The sequence below is a fragment of the uncultured Draconibacterium sp. genome (assembly GCF_913063105.1).
Lineage (GTDB): Bacteria > Bacteroidota > Bacteroidia > Bacteroidales > Prolixibacteraceae > Draconibacterium.
This window is the reverse complement of the sequence record NZ_CAJXYQ010000009.1, coordinates 31,210-49,927: the sequence shown is the minus strand read 5'-3', so window position 1 is coordinate 49,927 and position 18,718 is coordinate 31,210. Positions and strand designations below refer to the sequence as shown.

14 protein-coding genes are annotated in these 18,718 nt (G+C 41.2%); 10 read left to right on the top strand and 4 right to left on the bottom strand.

Annotation, left to right across the window (positions count from 1 at the left end; all coding sequences use genetic code 11):
- Positions 1-39 precede the first annotated feature (39 nt).
- The 6 genes from QZ574_RS10700 to QZ574_RS10675 all read left to right on the top strand — a co-directional run bounded on the left by QZ574_RS10700 (position 40) and on the right by QZ574_RS10675 (position 6,562).
- On the top strand, positions 40-1,299 hold the full coding sequence (locus QZ574_RS10700; RefSeq protein ID WP_297089476.1) for an arginine deiminase family protein: 1,260 nt from the start codon (positions 40-42) through the stop codon (positions 1,297-1,299).
- 16 nt (positions 1,300-1,315) lie between these two features.
- Positions 1,316-1,843 (top strand): RNA methyltransferase, encoded by a 528-nt coding sequence (locus tag QZ574_RS10695; RefSeq protein ID WP_297089475.1) that lies wholly within the window; start codon positions 1,316-1,318, stop codon positions 1,841-1,843.
- A 93-nt stretch (positions 1,844-1,936) separates the two neighbouring features.
- On the top strand, positions 1,937-3,244 hold the full coding sequence (locus tag QZ574_RS10690; RefSeq protein WP_297089474.1) for a DUF2851 family protein: 1,308 nt from the start codon (positions 1,937-1,939) through the stop codon (positions 3,242-3,244).
- A 1-nt stretch (position 3,245) separates the two neighbouring features.
- Entirely contained in the window at positions 3,246-4,295 is a 1,050-nt protein-coding gene (locus QZ574_RS10685) for a potassium channel protein (RefSeq protein ID WP_297089473.1), read from the top strand.
- 11 nt (positions 4,296-4,306) lie between these two features.
- Entirely contained in the window at positions 4,307-5,569 is a 1,263-nt protein-coding gene (locus tag QZ574_RS10680) for a PQQ-binding-like beta-propeller repeat protein (protein WP_297089472.1), read from the top strand.
- 63 nt (positions 5,570-5,632) lie between these two features.
- Positions 5,633-6,562 (top strand): ATP-binding protein, encoded by a 930-nt coding sequence (locus QZ574_RS10675; protein WP_297089471.1) that lies wholly within the window; start codon positions 5,633-5,635, stop codon positions 6,560-6,562.
- Position 6,563: 1 nt separating this feature from the next.
- On the opposite strand, the gene QZ574_RS10670 is transcribed toward QZ574_RS10675, so the two are convergent.
- Together QZ574_RS10670 and QZ574_RS10665 are read right to left on the bottom strand one after the other, a co-directional pair.
- A complete protein-coding gene (locus QZ574_RS10670) occupies positions 6,564-8,555 on the bottom strand; it encodes an OmpA family protein (protein ID WP_297089470.1) in 1,992 nt (663 codons plus the stop codon).
- Positions 8,556-8,714: 159 nt separating this feature from the next.
- A complete protein-coding gene (locus tag QZ574_RS10665; RefSeq protein ID WP_297089469.1) occupies positions 8,715-10,904 on the bottom strand; it encodes a glutamine synthetase III in 2,190 nt (729 codons plus the stop codon).
- A 262-nt stretch (positions 10,905-11,166) separates the two neighbouring features.
- Here QZ574_RS10665 and QZ574_RS10660 point away from each other — a divergent pair, with 262 nt between their 5' ends.
- The 3 genes from QZ574_RS10660 to QZ574_RS10650 are packed head-to-tail and all read left to right on the top strand — an operon-like array spanning position 11,167 to position 14,492.
- Positions 11,167-12,525, top strand: coding sequence for a hypothetical protein (locus QZ574_RS10660; RefSeq protein ID WP_297089468.1), 1,359 nt, complete (start codon positions 11,167-11,169; stop codon positions 12,523-12,525).
- A gap of 50 nt (positions 12,526-12,575) precedes the next feature.
- Positions 12,576-13,625, top strand: a complete 1,050-nt coding sequence (locus QZ574_RS10655; protein WP_297089467.1) for a hypothetical protein — start codon at positions 12,576-12,578, stop codon at positions 13,623-13,625.
- A gap of 9 nt (positions 13,626-13,634) precedes the next feature.
- Entirely contained in the window at positions 13,635-14,492 is an 858-nt protein-coding gene (locus QZ574_RS10650) for an HAD-IIA family hydrolase (RefSeq protein WP_297089466.1), read from the top strand.
- Positions 14,493-14,510: 18 nt separating this feature from the next.
- On the opposite strand, the gene QZ574_RS10645 is transcribed toward QZ574_RS10650, so the two are convergent.
- Positions 14,511-15,653 carry a histidinol-phosphate transaminase gene (locus QZ574_RS10645; RefSeq protein ID WP_297089465.1) on the bottom strand — a complete coding sequence of 381 codons (1,143 nt, stop codon included), beginning with the start codon at positions 15,651-15,653 and terminating at the stop codon, positions 14,511-14,513.
- Positions 15,654-15,728: 75 nt separating this feature from the next.
- Positions 15,729-16,742, bottom strand: a complete 1,014-nt coding sequence (locus tag QZ574_RS10640; protein WP_297089464.1) for a glutamine synthetase beta-grasp domain-containing protein — start codon at positions 16,740-16,742, stop codon at positions 15,729-15,731.
- Between the two features lie 436 nt (positions 16,743-17,178).
- On the opposite strand from QZ574_RS10640, the gene QZ574_RS10635 reads away from it, so the two are divergent.
- The gene (locus QZ574_RS10635; protein ID WP_297089463.1) at positions 17,179-18,705 is read left to right on the top strand and encodes a TldD/PmbA family protein; all 1,527 of its coding nucleotides are present in this window, start codon (positions 17,179-17,181) and stop codon (positions 18,703-18,705) included.
- The last annotated feature ends 13 nt before the right edge of the window (positions 18,706-18,718 follow it).

The following is an 18,718-nucleotide window of genomic DNA, read 5'->3' as shown; positions in this document are numbered from 1 at the left end:
TATCTTTGACCCCGAAAAAATCATCTATTATACGTGGTTATGAAGACATCGGTTCATTCTGAAATCGGGCAGTTAGAGGGCGTTATTATACATACCCCCGGCTCGGAAGTTGAAAATATGACACCGGCAAATGCCGAGCGGGCACTGTACAGCGACATATTAAACCTATCCATAGCAGCAAAGGAGTATGCGCAGTTTCAAGGGGTATTAAAAAAAGTATCGGAGGTATACCAGGTAAAAGATTTACTGACGGATATTTTGGCCATTGGCGAAATAAAAAACAAATTACTGAAAGAGATTTGCATGACTGAGCACATTGATAGCTGCCAGCAAATGTTTGATGCCCCCGCAAAAGAGTTGGCAAGTTTATTAATTGAAGGTGTTATTCTTGAAAAAAACAACCTTACCAACTACCTGAGCAACGAACGTTTTTTATTGCGGCCCTTGCACAACTTGTTTTTTACCCGCGACTCGGCCATGGCAATGAATGACAATATTTTGGTTGGAAAAATGGCAAATCCGGTGCGCGAGCGCGAATCAATTATCATGGAAGCCATTTATAAATACCACCCTTTAATTGAAACCACCATTCTGAATCCAGGAAAACCAAAGGACGGAATAATGGTGAACCGAAAATCGATGGTTGAAGGAGGAGATGTACAAATTGCCCGCGACGATATTTTTGTGATTGGCACCGGTGTTCGCACCAGCACTCAGGGAATTGATTTTATTATCGAAAATATTAAAAAACAAAAAAAAGAGAAACACCATATTATTGTTCAGGAACTTCCTGAAACTCCAGAATCTTTTATACACCTTGATATGGTTTTTACTTTTCTGAACACCGATGAATGCATGGTATACCCGCCCGTTATTTTTGGGATGAGCCGTTTTAAAACCATACATATTGAAATAGAAAACGGAGAGGTAAGTAAAATTGAAGAAATGCCCAACCTGCCAAAAGCACTAAAAAAATTGGGAATGGATTTAAAACCCATTTATTGCGGCGGCAGTAGCGACGCCTGGATTCAGGAACGTGAGCAGTGGCATAGCGGGGCTAACTTTTTTGCCTTTGCACCGGGAAAAATTATGGGCTACCAACGGAATATCCACACCATTGAGGAGCTGGAGAAAAACGGCTACAACGTATTAACTGCCACCGATGTAATTGATGGCAAAGTGGAAGTTAACGATTATAAAAAATGTGTAGTAACCATTGCCGGATCTGAGCTTGCCCGCGGTGGTGGCGGAGCTCGCTGTATGTCGCAACCTTTCAAACGAGCTAAAGTTAACTGGTAAAAAAAATACTGGATTTATGAGAAAACTCAGAAACATTGAACTTGGCCGCTTAACAGTTGACGAATATAAACAAAAAGAAAAAACTCCTCTTGTTGTAGTGCTCGACAATATCAGAAGCTGCAACAATATTGGCTCTGTTTTTCGTACTTCTGATGCTTTGCTGATTCAAAAAATTTACCTGTGTGGAATAACAGCAACACCCCCGAATAACGAAATTCGAAAAACAGCACTTGATGCCGAAAAATCGGTTGATTGGGAATATACTGAACACACCGAAGATGTGGTAAAAAAACTTCAGGCTGATGGTTTTAAAGTGTTCGCCATTGAGCAGGTAGAAAACAGTATAATGTTACCCGATTTTAAGCCTTGTAAAGCAGAAAAAATTGCACTCGTTTTTGGGAACGAGGTGAAAGGAGTAAAACAAAGTGTTGTAAACCTGTGCAACGGAACCATTGAAATTCCGCAGTATGGCACCAAACATTCTTTTAATATTTCGGTAAGTGCCGGAATTGTGCTTTGGGATATTTTTCAGAAAATGCAGTAACTGTTGGGCTGAAAGATTTTTTCTTTCGAATAAAGAGGCAAACTTTATATTACGGATTTTAGTTATCTTTAAAAAAATTCAAATCTGTTTTTTATGAATACCCCACAAAGTATGCCTGAAGAATTCCTTCAATACATTTGGAAAAACAAGCTTTATTTGAATAAGCAACTTCAAACTACTGATGGACAACATCTTGAAATAATCGATCCGGGAAGAACAAACACCAATGCAGGCCCCGATTTTTTTAATGCGAAAATTAAGCTAAACAAAACCATCTGGGCCGGAAATATTGAAATTCATAAAAAAGCTTCCGATTGGCATAAGCATGCACACCACACCAACAAAGCGTACGACAACGTAATTTTACATGTTGTTGAAACAGCCGACACCGCAACCACACGAAGCAACGGCAACCCCATTCCCACATTTATTATCCAATACCCAGAACTGCTTAAACACAACTACCAGCAACTTCTTCAATCCGACACGTGGATAGCTTGCGAACATCACTTTCATCGAATCGATCCGATTATTCTACAACTGGGGTTTAACCGTTTAATGATTGAACGACTTGAGGATAAAACACTTGCCATAGAAAGCAAATTACAGCAAAACAAAAACAACTGGGAAACCACATTTTTTGAGGTATTGGCCCGAACGCTTGGTTTTAAAGTTAATGCCGCGCCATTTGAACTCCTGGCAAAGTCACTGCCTATTCAACTGCTGTTAAAACATAAAAACAGCCGGTTTCAGCTTGAAGCCCTGCTTTTTGGAAACTCCGGACTATTAAACCAACAACTTTTAGGCGACGATTACTTTATACAGTTGCGCGACGAGTATTCGTTTTTGTACAAAAAATACCAATTAAAAGGTATTGAAAGTCATTTGTGGAAGTTTCTGCGTCTGCGTCCGGCTAATTTTCCAACCATCAGAATTTCGCAATTGGCTTCGCTCATCTACCAGTGGCAAGGCCTTTTTTCGCGTATACTGGAAACACAAACCATTGAGGAGCTGAAAAAACTATTTCAGGTTAAAGCTGCCGAATACTGGAATTCGCATTACAATTTTAACAAGGCAGCCAAAAGCAATTCTCCGAAAGAACTTGGCGAAACAGCAGCCAACATCCTAATAATAAACGTAGTAATTCCTATTCTTTTTGTTTATGGCGAGAAGCAAAACAAAAACGAACTAAAAAACCGTGCGCTTAACTTTTTAGAACAGCTTCCGTCCGAACATAATTCAATTATTTCAAAATGGACAAAGCTGGGTATACAGGCACGTTCGGCTTTTGAATCGCAGGCGCTACTTCAATTAAAAAACTGTTACTGCGAACCAAAAAAATGTTTAAATTGCCACATAGGGGTGAAATTAGTTTCATCAATAAAAAATCAGGACAACTAACATGAGTACAAGCAGCCAGCAGTTTAATAAGTTTCAGGAAGTTTCGAGCCGCACCATTAAAGTTGGAGTAGGCTTGTTAATTTCAATACTTACCTTCGGAACCGCCGGTTACTATTACATTGAAGACCTTACACTGCTTGAAAGCCTTTACATGACGGTTATTACCATCTCAACCGTTGGCTTTAAGCACGTTGGTCACGATCCCTCTGAAAACGGGATGATTTTTACGATTATTTTAATAATTATGAGTTTGGGAAGTTTGGCTTATGTTGGTTCAAACATGGCCCGCTTTATTTTCGACGGCGAATTGGCTAACTATATAAAAACGTACAGGGTGGATAAAAAAATTGCAAAACTAAAAGACCACGTAATAATTGTGGGCTATGGCCGAAATGGCGAGCAGGCAGCCATGGAACTGGCTGAAAACGAAGTGGAATTTGTAATTCTTGACAAACGCGACAATGTAATTTCGCGGGTTCGTTCCAACCCGGAATTATTATATATAAAGGGCGATGCTACCCACGAAGAAACTCTGGAACAAGCCGGAATACATCGGGCAAAAGCATTAATTGCAACCACTCCCAACGATGCCGATAACGTTTTTGTTGTATTAACAGCGCGTAGCATGAATCCGGGCCTTACGGTAATAAGCAGGGCCTCGGAACTCGAAAGCCAGATGAAACTGAAACGTGCCGGCGCTACAAATGTGATTATGCCCGAACGTATTGGCGGACAACGCATGGCCAAACTGGTACATCAACCCGATGTTGTTGAGTTTATCGAATACATTCTGCTTCAGAAATCACGCGATGTTTCGCTTGAGGAGGTATCTTGTAAAAAACTGGCACAACGCTTTGTTGGCAAATCAATAGCCGACCTTAAAGTACGGGAATATACCGGGGCCAATATTATAGGAATAAAAATTAGCGGAGCACGCTATGTTTTCAACCCCGATCCTCAAATGATTTTATCCAGAAACGACCAGCTTTTTGTACTCGGAAATCCGGCACAAATAAAACGCTTACAAGAAGTTATGGAAAGTGAAACATAATTGAAATTCCGATGAACCAACTTGCAAAAACAACTTCCCTCCTTATCCTGTTTTTTCTGTTTTCACAATTTATTGTGGTTAATGCCCAGGTTATTCAATTTCGGGGCCCCAATCGCGATGGACTATTTCCCGAACAGGAATTGCTGAAAGTTTGGCCTGAAGATGGCCCTGAAGTATTATGGGTGGCCGGCAATTTGGGTAAAAGCTATGCATCAACCATTGCTACTGAGAACAGAATTTACACTACGGGGAATATCGACACACTGGAAAATATTACCTGCCTTGATACCAGCGGGAATGTTTTGTGGCAAAAACCCTACGGAAGAGCCTGGATCAACTCTTTTCCCGAAGCTCGTTGCACACCAACTTTAGAAGCAAATCGATTATACCTGATTTCGGGTTTAGATGAGATGGTATGCATGAATGCTGAAAATGGTGAAATTATTTGGAAGGTTGACCTGCACCAGCAATACCAAAGCGAATGGGATATGTTTGGCGTTTCAGAATCGCCACTATTAGTTGACGATAAGGTAATAGCCTCTATTGGAGGTAAAACAACCATGGTGATTGCCCTTGATAAGAATAACGGAAAACTAATCTGGAAATCGGAATCGATGGATTCAAAACGCTCAAATATGTCGCCCACACTTATAAACCATTGTGGCAACAAGTACATTATTGCCTCCAGCCAAACACACCTGTTGAGCCTAAAAGCTGAAACCGGCGAAATAATGTGGAGCTTTCAACACAATTATTTGAGTAAAAATGGCGATAACACAACTATATTAACCAATGTTCCCACCTACAGCGACAGCTGTTTGTGGATTACCAGCGGCTGGGATGTAAAATCAACCATGCTTAAAATTGCACCTGACGGAAAATCAGTCTCCGTAAAATACGAAGACCAGACTTTTGACAACCAAAATCATGGCGTAGTGCTTTTAGATGGCTATTTATATGGTTCGAATTTTACGGGCCGGCAAAGTGGCAAATGGCTTTGTATGAATTGGGCTACCGGGGAAATTACATGGATTGCCGACTTTTACAACAAAGGCCCGATAATAGCTGCCGACGGGATGTTATACCTTTGCGACGAAAAACGCGGAAACATGGCCCTGGTAGAAGCAAATCCGAAATCGTTTAAGCTCGTGAGCTCGTTTAAAATCAACCACGGCAATGGCCCATTCTGGTCGAGGCCTGCCATTTACAACGGAATGCTGCTTGTTCGCCATGGAGAGGTGCTGGTGGCCTACAACATCAAAAAGAAATCATGACCGCCGGGTAAGGCAGTAAAACTTCTTATAATTTTAGGAATTTATTTATGTTTGTGGGCAACAATGCAAAAAATAAAGTTTGAATATCGTATCACTCTTCTGTACCTGCTTATTGGAGGGGCTTGGATTTTATTCTCCGACAAATTCCTTTTAACAATAACCAGCGACAACGAACTACTAACAAAATTTCAAACTTATAAAGGTTGGTTTTACGTTGCAACCACTTCCCTACTGCTTTTTCTTCTTTTAAAAAGACACCTGAAACGTTTACGAAAAGCAGAGGCAGAGGCAAAAAAAAGCAATGAACTCAAGACGGCCTTTCTTCAAAATATTTCGCATGAAATAAGAACGCCAATGAACAGCATTGTTGGCTTCTCCGACATTTTAAATACCAACACACTTGACGAAAAACAAACCCGGCACTTTTTGGCAATTATACGCAACAGCTCCAACCAATTACTATATATCGTAAACGAATTGCTCGATATATCAATGTTGGAAACCGGAAATATGAGTGTGTACAACACCAATGTACACCTTAATGAATTAATCGACGAAATTGGCTCTGCCTTAAGTCCGCTTCTAAAAAAAGACATCAAACTAATTATAAACAAGGGACTTACCGACAAAAACGACTCTATTGTTTGCGACGAAGGAAAACTTAGGCAAGTTTTAATGAACCTATTGAATAATGCCAATAAATTTACAACTTCGGGCACCATTCGTTTAAGTTATAAACAAGAGAAAAATTTACTGAAGTTTTTTGTTGAAGACACCGGAATTGGTATTTCTGAAAAAGCACGGGAATTTATATTTACCCGCTTTAACAATGCAAACCACCACAATCTTCATGTTTCCGACGGTGTAGGCCTCGGGCTTGCTATTTGCAAAGGAAATATTGATTTAATGCAGGGAGATATTGGTTTTTCTTCCACTCCTGGCGAAGGGTCTGTTTTTTATTTCCACATTCCGTACACCCCTGCAGGCAACTAATTTAGCCTTCGGGTTCAGCATCAAATTTTTCAATAAAATCGGTCGACAATACTCTGAATTCAGTTCGGCGGTTTATGCCCCGGGCAATTTCCTGCTGGGCTTCCGGCAACTGCAAAATAAATTCTTCAGTCAGCTCATCGCCCCGCTTTAAGAAATCGTACTGTCGGGCCAGCTTTCGGGTTACTGCTTTGGGCCATGTTTCGCCATAACCTTTTGCTACTAAACGGTCAGGATTTATGCCTTTTTCAATAAGATAATCAACAACACTTTGCGCACGTTTTTGCGACAAATCGAAGTTAAACTGGTCGCTTCCAACATGGTCGGTATGCGCCATTAACTCAATGGTAATTGTTGGGTTAAAAACCAGTATTTCCACCAGGGTATCCAAAGCCGTTTTCGAGCTCTCCAGAAGTTCCCAGCTTCCAAACTCGTAGTTAATATTGTCAACTTTAATTGGCGCATCGGTTGGTGTAAGATACATGCTAAAACGAAAATCTTTACTATCATCAAGGCCAATGGTATTAACGGCAGCTTTATCCCGCAAGTAGCTATCTTTAAATGCCGCAAAAACATACTCAGTTTCAGGTTTTAGTTTCATTTTAAACCTTCCGCCTTTTGCCCGCACTTTTAAGTTTGTTCCGTCGGTACCAATAACCCGCATGGTTGCACCATCCAACCGCGAGGCTGTTTCTTTATCAAACACCTCTATTTCAATCTCATAAACTTTCGGAGGAACTACAAACGAATAAATATCATCACCACGCGATCCTTTTCTGTTTGAAGTAAACATTCCTTTATTTTCGCCACTTACAAAAGCAATCCCAAAATCATCAGCCGGCGAGTTCATTGGCGATCCCATGTTTTCAACTACCCAAATACCGTCTTCATTTTTATGGGCATGAAAAAGATCGAGTCCTCCCTGGCCAATATGTCCGTTTGAGGCAAAATACAATTCACCATTATCGCGAACAAAAGGAAACATTTCGTCGCGCGATGTATTTATAACCGGACCTAAATTTACCGGTTTTCCGTAGTTACCACCTTCAACAGTAGCTTTCCAAATGTCTTTTCCTCCCTGCCCGCCGGGCATATCCGATACGAAATAAATTTCGCTTCCATCGGGGCTTAGTGCGGGGTGAGCAGCAACAGTACTATCGCCAACAATTTCGAGTTTTATGGGCCCCGACCACGATCCTCTCGACTGAGAGGTAGAGTACAGCTCGGTACCCATAGCCTGCGATTTATCGTAACGGCAACGGGTAAATATCATTTCTTCTCCGGTTGAGTTAAGGCTAACGGCACCTTCCTCATCGCCGGTATTTATAATCAAATTTTCATCGAGCAATTTGGGCTGTTCCCACTTTTGCCGCTGCACACCAAAGGTTGCCCTAAAAATATCCGTATATTTTTGCCCGGTTATCATGCTTTCTTTTTTTCCGGTTGCAGCTTTTCGCGACGAAGTAAAAAATATTTCGTTATCGCGGCCTCCAACAAATACCGGGGCAAAATCGCTTTCGCGCGAGTTAATTTCTTTTATCGGATTAATAATATGACGTGTTGGATTAGCTACCCACTCCTGTGTTTTACGCATGGCTTCAACACCATCAAGAGCCCGTTGGTCGCCCGGAACAGAATCGAGATAAGTACGATAAGTTTCGTAGGCTTCTTCGTACTTTTGGGTAATACGCAACATTTCAGCGTAGTGCAGCAAAGCTTCATTATCGTCATACCCCAAACGTAAAGCGAATTTATAATTCTGTGCTGCATAATCGTACATTCCAATTGTTCGGTAGCACTCGGCCAAATTATACGCGTACTCAATTCGTTTTTGCCGGCTCTTTTCTTTCTTCCGTGCTTTACGGTATTTTTCAATGGCTTTATAGTATTCGCCAATATCTTGCGATAACAGAGCATCGCGACCGTGTTTAGCCGATCCGCATCCGCTTAAAATAATAATTACAATAAAAAAAACAGCTAGTTTAACCTGCTTCATACCCATTCAATTTCGGGGAGTAAAAGTAAAATTTTTTTACCTACTATGCTTAATTAATTAATACGTCTTTTAACTAACGTAATATAAGTTGCTTAAGTATGCAAATAAAAAAAGACTTTCCGCAACGAAAAGTCTTTTTTAAATAACTGCATATTTTGCTTAGCGAACAAATAAAAGTTCGCGATATTTTGGCAAGGGCCATTTTTCGTTGTCCACAATAAGTTCGAGCCTGTCAATGTGGCCTCTTATCTCATCGAGGAATGGGCGCACCTCCTTGTCGTATTCTTTCGAACGTTCAATAACATCTTCTACCTTATTGGCTTTGGCACGCGCAGCAATCATCTCTTTACGCAATGTTTTAATTGCCGAAATATGCCCGCCAACTTCTTTAATCAGCTCTAAACGGCCACCTGCCAGCGAATTAAACTCTTCAGCCGGAAATACCTCTTTCAGGTTCTTCACATTTTCGAGCAGCATGGTTTGATACTGAACCGCCGTTGGCACGATATGATTTATGGCAATATCGGCCAAAACGCGTGATTCAATCTGTACTTTCATGATGAACTTTTCGTACTCAACCTCAACGCGTCCGTCTATTTCTGCTTCGTTAAAAATTCCGTTTCGTTCAAACAACGTTTTATTCTCTGGACGCAGGTACGCAGCCAAACTATCGGGAACATTGTTGATGTTGGTTAAACCGCGTTTTTCGGCTTCCTTCACCCAGTCGTCGCTATACCCATCTCCGTTAAAGCGGATTGATTTGGTGGCAATAATAAGTGTTTTCAGCACCTGGAATATGGCTTCATCCTTTTTAATTCCTTTGTCAATTAAAGCATCAACATTGGCTTTAAATTTTTTCAACTGGTCGGCCATGGCAGTGTTTAACACAATTAATGCAGAGGCATTGTTAGCCATTGACCCTACTGCACGAAACTCGAAGCGGTTTCCGGTAAAGGCAAACGGCGATGTACGGTTACGGTCGGTATTGTCCAGAATAATTTCTGGAATACGGCCAATATTCAGTTTCAATGCAGTTTTTTCATCCGGTGTCATTTTTCGGTCAACCACTGCTTCTTCCATCAGGTCGAGCATTGCAGAAACTTCTGATCCTAAAAATACTGAGATAATGGATGGCGGTGCTTCGTTGGCTCCCAGGCGATGCTGGTTAGAGGCCGTTAAAATGCTTGCACGCAATAAATCCTGGTTATCGTAAACAGCTTTTAAGGTATTAATTACGTAGGTTAAAAACTGTAAATTTGATTTTGGATTTTTACCGGGAGAGTACAAGTTAACTCCGGTATCGGTTGACAGCGACCAGTTGTTATGTTTTCCGGAGCCATTAATTCCGGCAAAAGGTTTTTCGTGGAACAGAATACGGAATTTATGCCGGCGTGCAATTTTTTGCATAATATCCATGCACAGCTGGTTATGATCGTTAGCCAGGTTGGCCTCTTCGTAAATTGGGGCCAGCTCAAACTGATTGGGAGCCACCTCGTTATGACGTGTTTTTACCGGGATTCCAAGTTTGTAAGCTTCATTCTCAACATCCTGCATAAACTTATTTACACGGGTTGGTATTGATGAAAAATAATGATCATCCAACTGTTGGTCTTTTGATGAAGAATGCCCCATCAGAGTTCTTCCGGTTAACACCAGGTCAGGTCGAGCCATAAACAGGGCTTCGTCAATTAAAAAATATTCTTGTTCCCAACCCAAATTGGCTTGAACACGGGTAACATTTTTATCAAAATACTGGCATACATCGGTTGCGGCTTTATCAATAGCATTTATAGCACGCAACAATGGGGTTTTGTAATCAAGCGCTTCGCCGGTGTACGAAATAAAAATAGTTGGGATAGTTAAGGTTGTTTCGCTAATAAAAGCAGGCGATGTGGGATCCCAGGCGGTGTACCCCCGTGCTTCAAAAGTTTGGCGAATTCCGCCACTGGGGAACGATGAAGCATCGGGTTCTTGTTGTGCCAGAAGCGTGCCCGAAAACGATTCGATAACGCCACCATCGGCACCGTGCACAATAAACGCATCATGTTTTTCTGCGGTACCATCGGTTAATGGATGAAACCAGTGCGTGTAGTGTGTTGCGCCGTTTTCAATAGCCCAGGCTTTCATTCCCTGTGCCACCTGATCAGCCATTTTCCGATCAACAGTTGTGCCGCGCTCTACCGCATCGGTTACTGCCTTATATGCTTCTCTCGATAAATATTTTTTCATTTTGGACTGATCGAAAACCAGCATACCAAAATAATCCGAAACCAGATTCTCTTCTCTTACTACTTCATCCGGCCGGCGGTTAAGCACTTCCTCAAGTGCTTTAAATCTAAATTGTGCCATGATTAATTTATTTAAGTCTGTTTTTTGTCTGACCTCAAAATTAACAATTTATCAAGTCAATCCTGATATTTATCATACCCAAACTGCATTTTTTAATAAATTATTTCCTTCAACCTGGGCAACACCAGGGTGGTATTGCCAAAATTTTACTTTTCTGCCAAACAAACATCGTTTTTTTCAACCGATTTAAAAGAAAGTTGCTGTGGATGTATTTGTTATTTTCTGAAACATCGTTTATTTTAAATAAAATTTAGCGCTAATAATGAATACAGAAGAGCTACTGATTAAAATAAAGAACCAGGATTCGACAAAAATAAAGTTCGCCGTTGCAGATATTGATGGAATTCTGCGAGGCAAATACATTCATAAAGATAAATTTTGCAATGCCCTAGAGAATGGTCTGGGTTTTTGCGATGTAATATTTGGCTGGGATTGTGCCGATGCCTGTTACGAAAACAGCGAGATTACCGGCTGGCATACTGGTTACCCCGATGCCAAAGCAACTGTTGCCAACGAAACTTATCGGGAAATTCCATGGGAGAACAACACGCCTTTTGTTCTGGGTGATTTTAGTAATGACCGAAAATATGCAGAATCAGCCTGTTCGCGCAGTTTATTAAAACGTGTTGCAGCACAGAGCCGGGAAATGGGTTTTAAACCTATTTTCTCGCAAGAATTTGAATGGTTTAATTTTATGGGAACACCCAGCGAAATTGCCGCAACCAATTTCAGCGATCTAAAACCGATAACCCCCGGAATGTTTGGTTATTCGATTTTACGCACCTCGCTTAACCAGTCCTATTTTAACGATTTATTTGAATTGCTCCACCGGTTTAACATTCAGCTTGAAGGTATGCACACCGAAACAGGACCAGGTGTAATGGAAGCAACAGTTATTTATGACGAGGTTTTGGCTGCCGCCGACAAGGCTTTACTTTTTAAATCGGCTGTTAAAGAAATTGCCTATCAACACAATTTTATGGCCAGTTTTATGGCAAAATGGAACCCGAAACTTCCGGGATGCGGAGGCCACATTCACCAAAGCCTATGGGATTTAGAGCAAAACACAAATTTATTTTTTGATGCCGACACTCCTGAATATCTGAGCACAACCGCACAACAATACATTGCCGGGCTATTAAAATGTTTACCTGAAATACTGCCCCTGTTTGCCCCTAACCCCAACAGTTACAAACGCTTATGCGGAGGCGACTGGGCTCCGCGCACACTAACCTGGGGAGTAGACAACCGCACCTGTGCGGTGCGGGCTATTACCGGAGATGAAAAATCAACACGACTGGAGTTCAGAGTGCCTGGCGCCGACACCAATGCCTATTTGGCTTTGGGAGGCTCGCTGGCTGCCGGGCTGTACGGAATAAAACACCAATTGCCGTTAACCAGCCACCCGGTAAGGGGCAATGGCTACCTCCACCTAAGCAATGGTACCATACCCGAAACCCTTGAAGAGGCCACAACAAAAATGGCCAATTCGGCTATTGCCAAAGAGCTTTTTGGCGAAGCTTTTGTAAAACATTTTACCAAAACGCGCCAATGGGAATATAAGCAGGCAGCCAACAAAGACCTGCAGTGGGAACTAAACAGATACTTTGAAATTATATAATTACCGAACCTTGAAAGACGGTAGTAAAACCTTTTGAATACGAACTGAAGATGATGCAAAAATTAGACTACGCACAAATAATTAAACTGGCCTGGAAAGAATTTGATGGCGAAAGACACGAAATTAAAGGCGTTTTTGACGTGAGTGCAAAAGTTTCAACAAACCACGTTTATAAAATTTCGTTTTACAAACGAGAGCCCGTATTTGCAAAACTCTCGGAATACGGAAATTTCGAGGATTTTCGCGAAGATCACATTATCATTAACAACCTGGCCAACAACCTCGAATATCCTTATCAAATGTTTTTGGCCCAATCGCTGGTAAAACGTAACGAACTTTTTATTTATCGCTACCACGAACGCCAACGCAGTGCATGGGTGGTTTTTTACAATCCTATTCAAATCCGAAATAAACTGCCGCGCCGGCTGGATGAAAAACACATAAAAAAGCTGGGTCGCGAACTCGCTCGTTTTCATAAAGCCTGCACCAATGTTTCTAACCAGCTACCACCGTCCTCAAAAAATGTAATTACCGATATTCAGAAACTCAAACGCTCGATCCACAAAAGCGAAATAAAAATGCAACTGGATCATAAAGATATGATTTTGCGCCATGCCGATAATTTTTTAGAAAATGCCGACCGGGTAAATTACAACACCGAAATTGAAACCATTCCGGTGCTGGTTGACTGGAACATCGGTAACTTTTCAATTACAGGCGACGGAAAATTTTACTCGCGCTGGGATTACGACTGGTTTCGCATGTCGTCGCGGGTGATGGATTTTTATTTTTTTAGTCGTGTTGTTTCTGATGTTGGCGACCGAACCGTATTTAGCTACCTGGTTGATACTTTAATGGAAGACCGCTTTATGCTCTTCCTGAAGGAGTACCACAGAATTTTTCCGTTAACACTACCCGAAGTGCATTTGATTAAAGAAGTTTACCGCTTTTTTATTTTGAATTATGTAATAAAAGACGGCCCTTATTTTTTCCGAAGATACTATTCGAATAAACTAATTAAGGAAGCCTACGACGTTTATTTCCCCGCCCTGGACGCCAACTACAGGGTAGAGAAAATTTTAAAAACATTAAAACTCTGATACTGAAAAATGAGAACAAGAAGTTTTAGAAGTGTAGTAAAAAACTACCGAGCAGTTTTTTTTGATGCCTTTGGCGTACTTAAAAACCATAAAGGACTTATTCCTGACATTGCCAATACCTTTGTTTACCTCGAAAAAAAACAAATCCCTTATTATGTTTTAACCAACGATTCATCGCGCAGTCCGGAAGAACTATCAGGATGGTACATCAAACATGGCTTACCATCAATTACTACTGATAAAATTTTGTCGTCGGGCATGCTGGCCATGGAGTTTTTTAAAACCAAACTCATTAACGGCAATGCTGTTGCCTACCTGGGAACAAAAGACTCTGCCCACTACATTGAAACGGCCGGTTTAAAAACAGTTCCTATTGGCGAAATCGACCTTGACAACCTGGAACATGTAGAATCGTTTGCTTTTCTTGATGACGAGGGTTTCGACTGGAATACCGACATTAATAAAACCATTAACCTGTTGCGAAAAAAAAACATGACCGTTATTGTGGCCAATACCGACAAAAATTACCCGGTAAACAAAAACGACATTGCGGTAGCTGTTGGAGGGTTAGCCGATTTGGTTGAAAAAATTTTAGGAAAGAAATTTATTCGATTTGGCAAACCAGATGCTCAAATGTTTTTACTGGCCTACGAGCGGGCTTTAAAAGACATTCCGGATATACAACGCAAGGAGATTTTGATGGTTGGCGACACGCTTTTTACCGACATTATTGGCGGAAATAAATTTGGACTCGACACGGCTCTTGTACTTTCGGGAAACACTTTAGCCGATAATGCCAAAATAAAAATAGGAAGCTCCGGAATTATCCCAACCTATGTTTGCGATTCCGCAGTTATTGATCTTTAAAAATCAGGGAATTTCGAATTAGGGAATAGCGTTGGCTAACTCTCTTAGAGCGTAAACCAACAACTGATCTTTATCGCGACCTTTTGAAGCCACACGAATGTGTTTGTTGTCTAAGCCAACTTTATTTGAACAGTCGCGCACGTACACTCCAAACTCCTGCAGCAACCTCATTTGCAACTCGTAGGCCGTAAGGTTATGCTTTATTTTTATGAGTATAAAATTACTTTGCGACGGATAAACCTCGTAGCCCTCAAGCTTACTCAAATTGTCATACAATTCCCGAACATCAGCTATCACTCTTTTTCGCGCCTGGTGGTAAACGGTATCAGTTTCTTTTAACTGGGTTAGAAAATATTCGGCAAGCGTATTAATATTCCAAACCGGCAGCGCCGCCCGTATTTTACTCAAATAATGACTATTAGCCGTACAGCAATACCCCAATCGCAAACCGGGAACACCACAATGCTTGCTCATGCTTCGCACGATTACCAGGTTCTTAAATTCCTCCACAAAAGGCATCAGACTTGGAATTTCCTCACCGGCAAAATCAATAAACGATTCGTCAAGCAACACCAGTTTTAACTTTTTCATTCGCTCGAGAAAGGCGATAAGATCCTCGCGCGAAATGAACTGCCCGGTTGGATTTCCCGGATTTATAATTAAAGCCGATGATAATTTTTCGGCCTCCAGCCAATCGGCATAAGCTGCCAAATCAAGCCGATACTGCTTATCTGCAGGCAATTGAAAAAGCTTTACCTTTTCCATATTCTGCAACTTTTCAATGTACTCGCTAAAGGTGGGAACTGGTATGCCCATATCTTCAACCAGCAGGCCTTGAATAATTGTAATCAGTTCGGTTGCGCCATTGCCAAGTATCAAAAACTCGGGCTTTACATGTACCACCGCCGACAAGTCTTTTTGCGCAAGAATGGGGTTGCTTGATGGATACGATTTTATAACAACCGGAAGTTTCTCTTGCAATTTTTTCAATAAGTCCTCATCCGGATAGTAAGGATTTTCAATAAAACAAAAGTCAACTACATCGCCAAGTTGCTCGGGGCCAACAATATCAACCAGCGACGGCGAATGCGAAGTTTCGTAGAACAAGTGATGATTTATTTCTATTTTCTTTTTGAACACGGCCAGGTAAATTTTTGGCAAATTTGAACAAAAAAAAGCTGTCAGTCAATACAGACCAACAGCTTTTTATTTAGATAATAAATTTATAATCGTTGTTTATAGCTTAACGCCACGAACAGTTTTAACAATACGTGCACCAACTTTGTATGGGTCGGCATTTGAAGCAGGACGACGGTCTTCCAAACGACCTTTCCAACCATCTTCAACAGTTCCTACAGGAATACGGATAGAAGCACCACGGTCAGAAACACCATAGCTATATTCGTCGATTGATTGCGTTTCGTGAAGACCTGTTAAACGTTGGTCGTTACCGGCACCGTATACTTCAATGTGCTCAGGAATGAATTTACCAAACTCTTCGCAAATTGCAGTAAATACTTTTTCGTCGCCACAAGAACGCATAATTCCGTTTGAGAAATTAGCGTGCATACCCGAACCGTTCCAGTCAAGGTCTTTTCCAAGTGGTTTTGGATGCCATTCGATATCGATACCATATTTCTCAGCAGTACGCTCCAATAAATAACGTGATACCCAAATTTGGTCTCCGGCATTGTGAACACCTTTGGCAAAAATCTGGTACTCCCACTGTCCGGCAGCTACCTCTGCATTGATACCTTCAACATTCAAACCAGCTTCTAAACAAAGGTCGAAATGCTCTTCAACCAATTCGCGACCAAATACTTTAGAACCACCTACACCACAATAGTAAGGTCCTTGAGGCTCAGGAAAACCACCTGCAGGGAAACCTAATGGCAAACGAGTTTTTGGATCGTACAAGAAATACTCTTGCTCGTAACCAAACCAGAAGTCTTCATCTTCTTCCTCGATATGGGCACGGCCGTTTGTATCGTGTGGAGTTCCATCCGGATTCAACACTTCTGTCATTACCAGGTACGCATTTTTGCGGTCTGGGTCTGGACAAATAAAAACAGGATTTAAAAGAAGGTCTGAAGATTCGCCACCAGCCTGATTCGTTGAAGAACCATCGAATGACCAAACTGGACAGTCTTCCAATTTCCCGCTGAAGTTTTCAGCTATACGAGTTTTTGCTCTTAGTTGTTGAGTTGGTACAGAACCATCTAACCAAATGTATTCCAATTTTGATTTCATGATGTAATAAATTTTATTTAAATGTAGATTTTTTCTAACTGTCGACTACAAAAATATGTTTAAATGAAACTTGAAAAAGCTTTTTTCTAACAAATTGTAATAAATTAATACAAAATTTACATTGAATATAGATTTTTGTCAGACACCCCAACCAGGATGGCACCCCCTAAAAATTAAGCCATACATTTATTCCGGCAGACCCAACAAAACACCCACAAATTACTGCCCAATAGGTGTTTTTAACACAAACACCCCCAAAAATACCACACCCTGCACCACAAAAACAAAAGTGCGTAATTTATGATTACACCATAACAAAACCTGCTGCTTATAAAGATTGTTTGAGATTGGTGTAATTCTATATTTACACTGTTTACTAATTGGTTTCAAATGTATGCTTAGAAACAAATGAAAATTAAAAACAAATACATGCACTATGAAAGTTGACAGACGTAATTTTATTAAAACAAGTGGTATGTTTGCAGCGGGGAGTATGATTTTACCCCCTTTAGCGCAATCATGCCAAAACGTACAAATTTCAGCAGACGTGAAAAGTTATTTAGACCATTTTGAAGTAACTACCGAAATGTTGCAAAAAGTTATTGCAACTGCCATGAGCAAAGGTGGCGACTATGCCGATTTATTTTTTGAACATAAAAAATTCAACAGCCTGGGTTTACAGGACGGAAAAGTTAACAGTGCCTATTCGAACATCGATTTTGGGGTAGGTATTCGCGTGCTCAACGGCGACCAAACGGGATTTGCCTATTCAGAGAATTTAGCACTCGACGAAATGATTAACGCAGCAAAACTTGCGGCAAACATTGCCAATAGCAGTGCCAGCTTCGATGCAAAAAGCTTTAACGAAAAAATTCCTGCTAACTTTTACAAAATCTCACAAAAATGGGAAGATGTTTCGGTAAAAGACAAAGTACCTTTTGTACAAAAAATTAACGACAAAATTTTTGCACTAGATGATAAAGTTATAAAGGTTAACGCAGGCATGCGCGACGAAACCAGCTATGTTTTGTTCTACAACTCGGAAGGCCGGTTAACATACGACTACAGGCCAATGGTGAGTTTTTACGCCGTTTGTATTATGCAAGACGGCCAGCAGATTGAGAATGCCTATGCCGCCCGATCGGTACGACGAGGTTTTGAATGGTTGAGCGAAGAACTGGTTGATGAATTAGCCAACGAAGCCGTTGACAGAACCAACCTACTTTTTAAAGCAGGCAAACCAAAAGCTGGCGAAATGCCGGTGGTTTTGGGTGCCGGAGGTTCAGGAATTCTGCTACACGAAGCAATTGGGCATACTTTTGAGGCCGACTTTAACCGAAAAGGGACTTCGATATTTAGCGACAAGCTAAACAAAAAAGTAGCCGAACCATTTATTAATATCATCGACGATGGAACATTGCCAAACGACCGCGGTGCCATAAATATCGACGACGAAGGAAACGATGTTCAAAAAACTTACCTCGTAAAAGACGGAATGCTAAATTCATACATTCACGACCGTATTAGCGCCAAACATTACGGTGTTGAGCCAACCGGTAACGGACGTCGCGAATCGTTCCGCCACATGCCATTGCCACGCATGCGTTCAACCTACATGGAAAACGGTCCGCATACCACTGAAGAGATTTTTGCAGCCGTTGACTATGGTGTTTATGTAGACAATTTTAGCAATGGAGAAGTGAAAATTGGAGCCGGAGACTTTACCTTCTTTGTAAAATCGGGCTACATTATCGAAAACGGAAAACTCACCACCCCGATAAAAGACATTAACATTGTAGGAAACGGACCGCAGGCACTGGCCGATATTACCATGGCTGCCAACGATTACAAAAACGACAGCGGTACCTGGACCTGTGGAAAAGACGGACAATCTGTTCCGGTAACTCTTGGGCTTCCAACCGTTTTAGTTAAGAAAATGACTGTTGGTGGAACCAATGCCTAAAACCCAAAAGTTT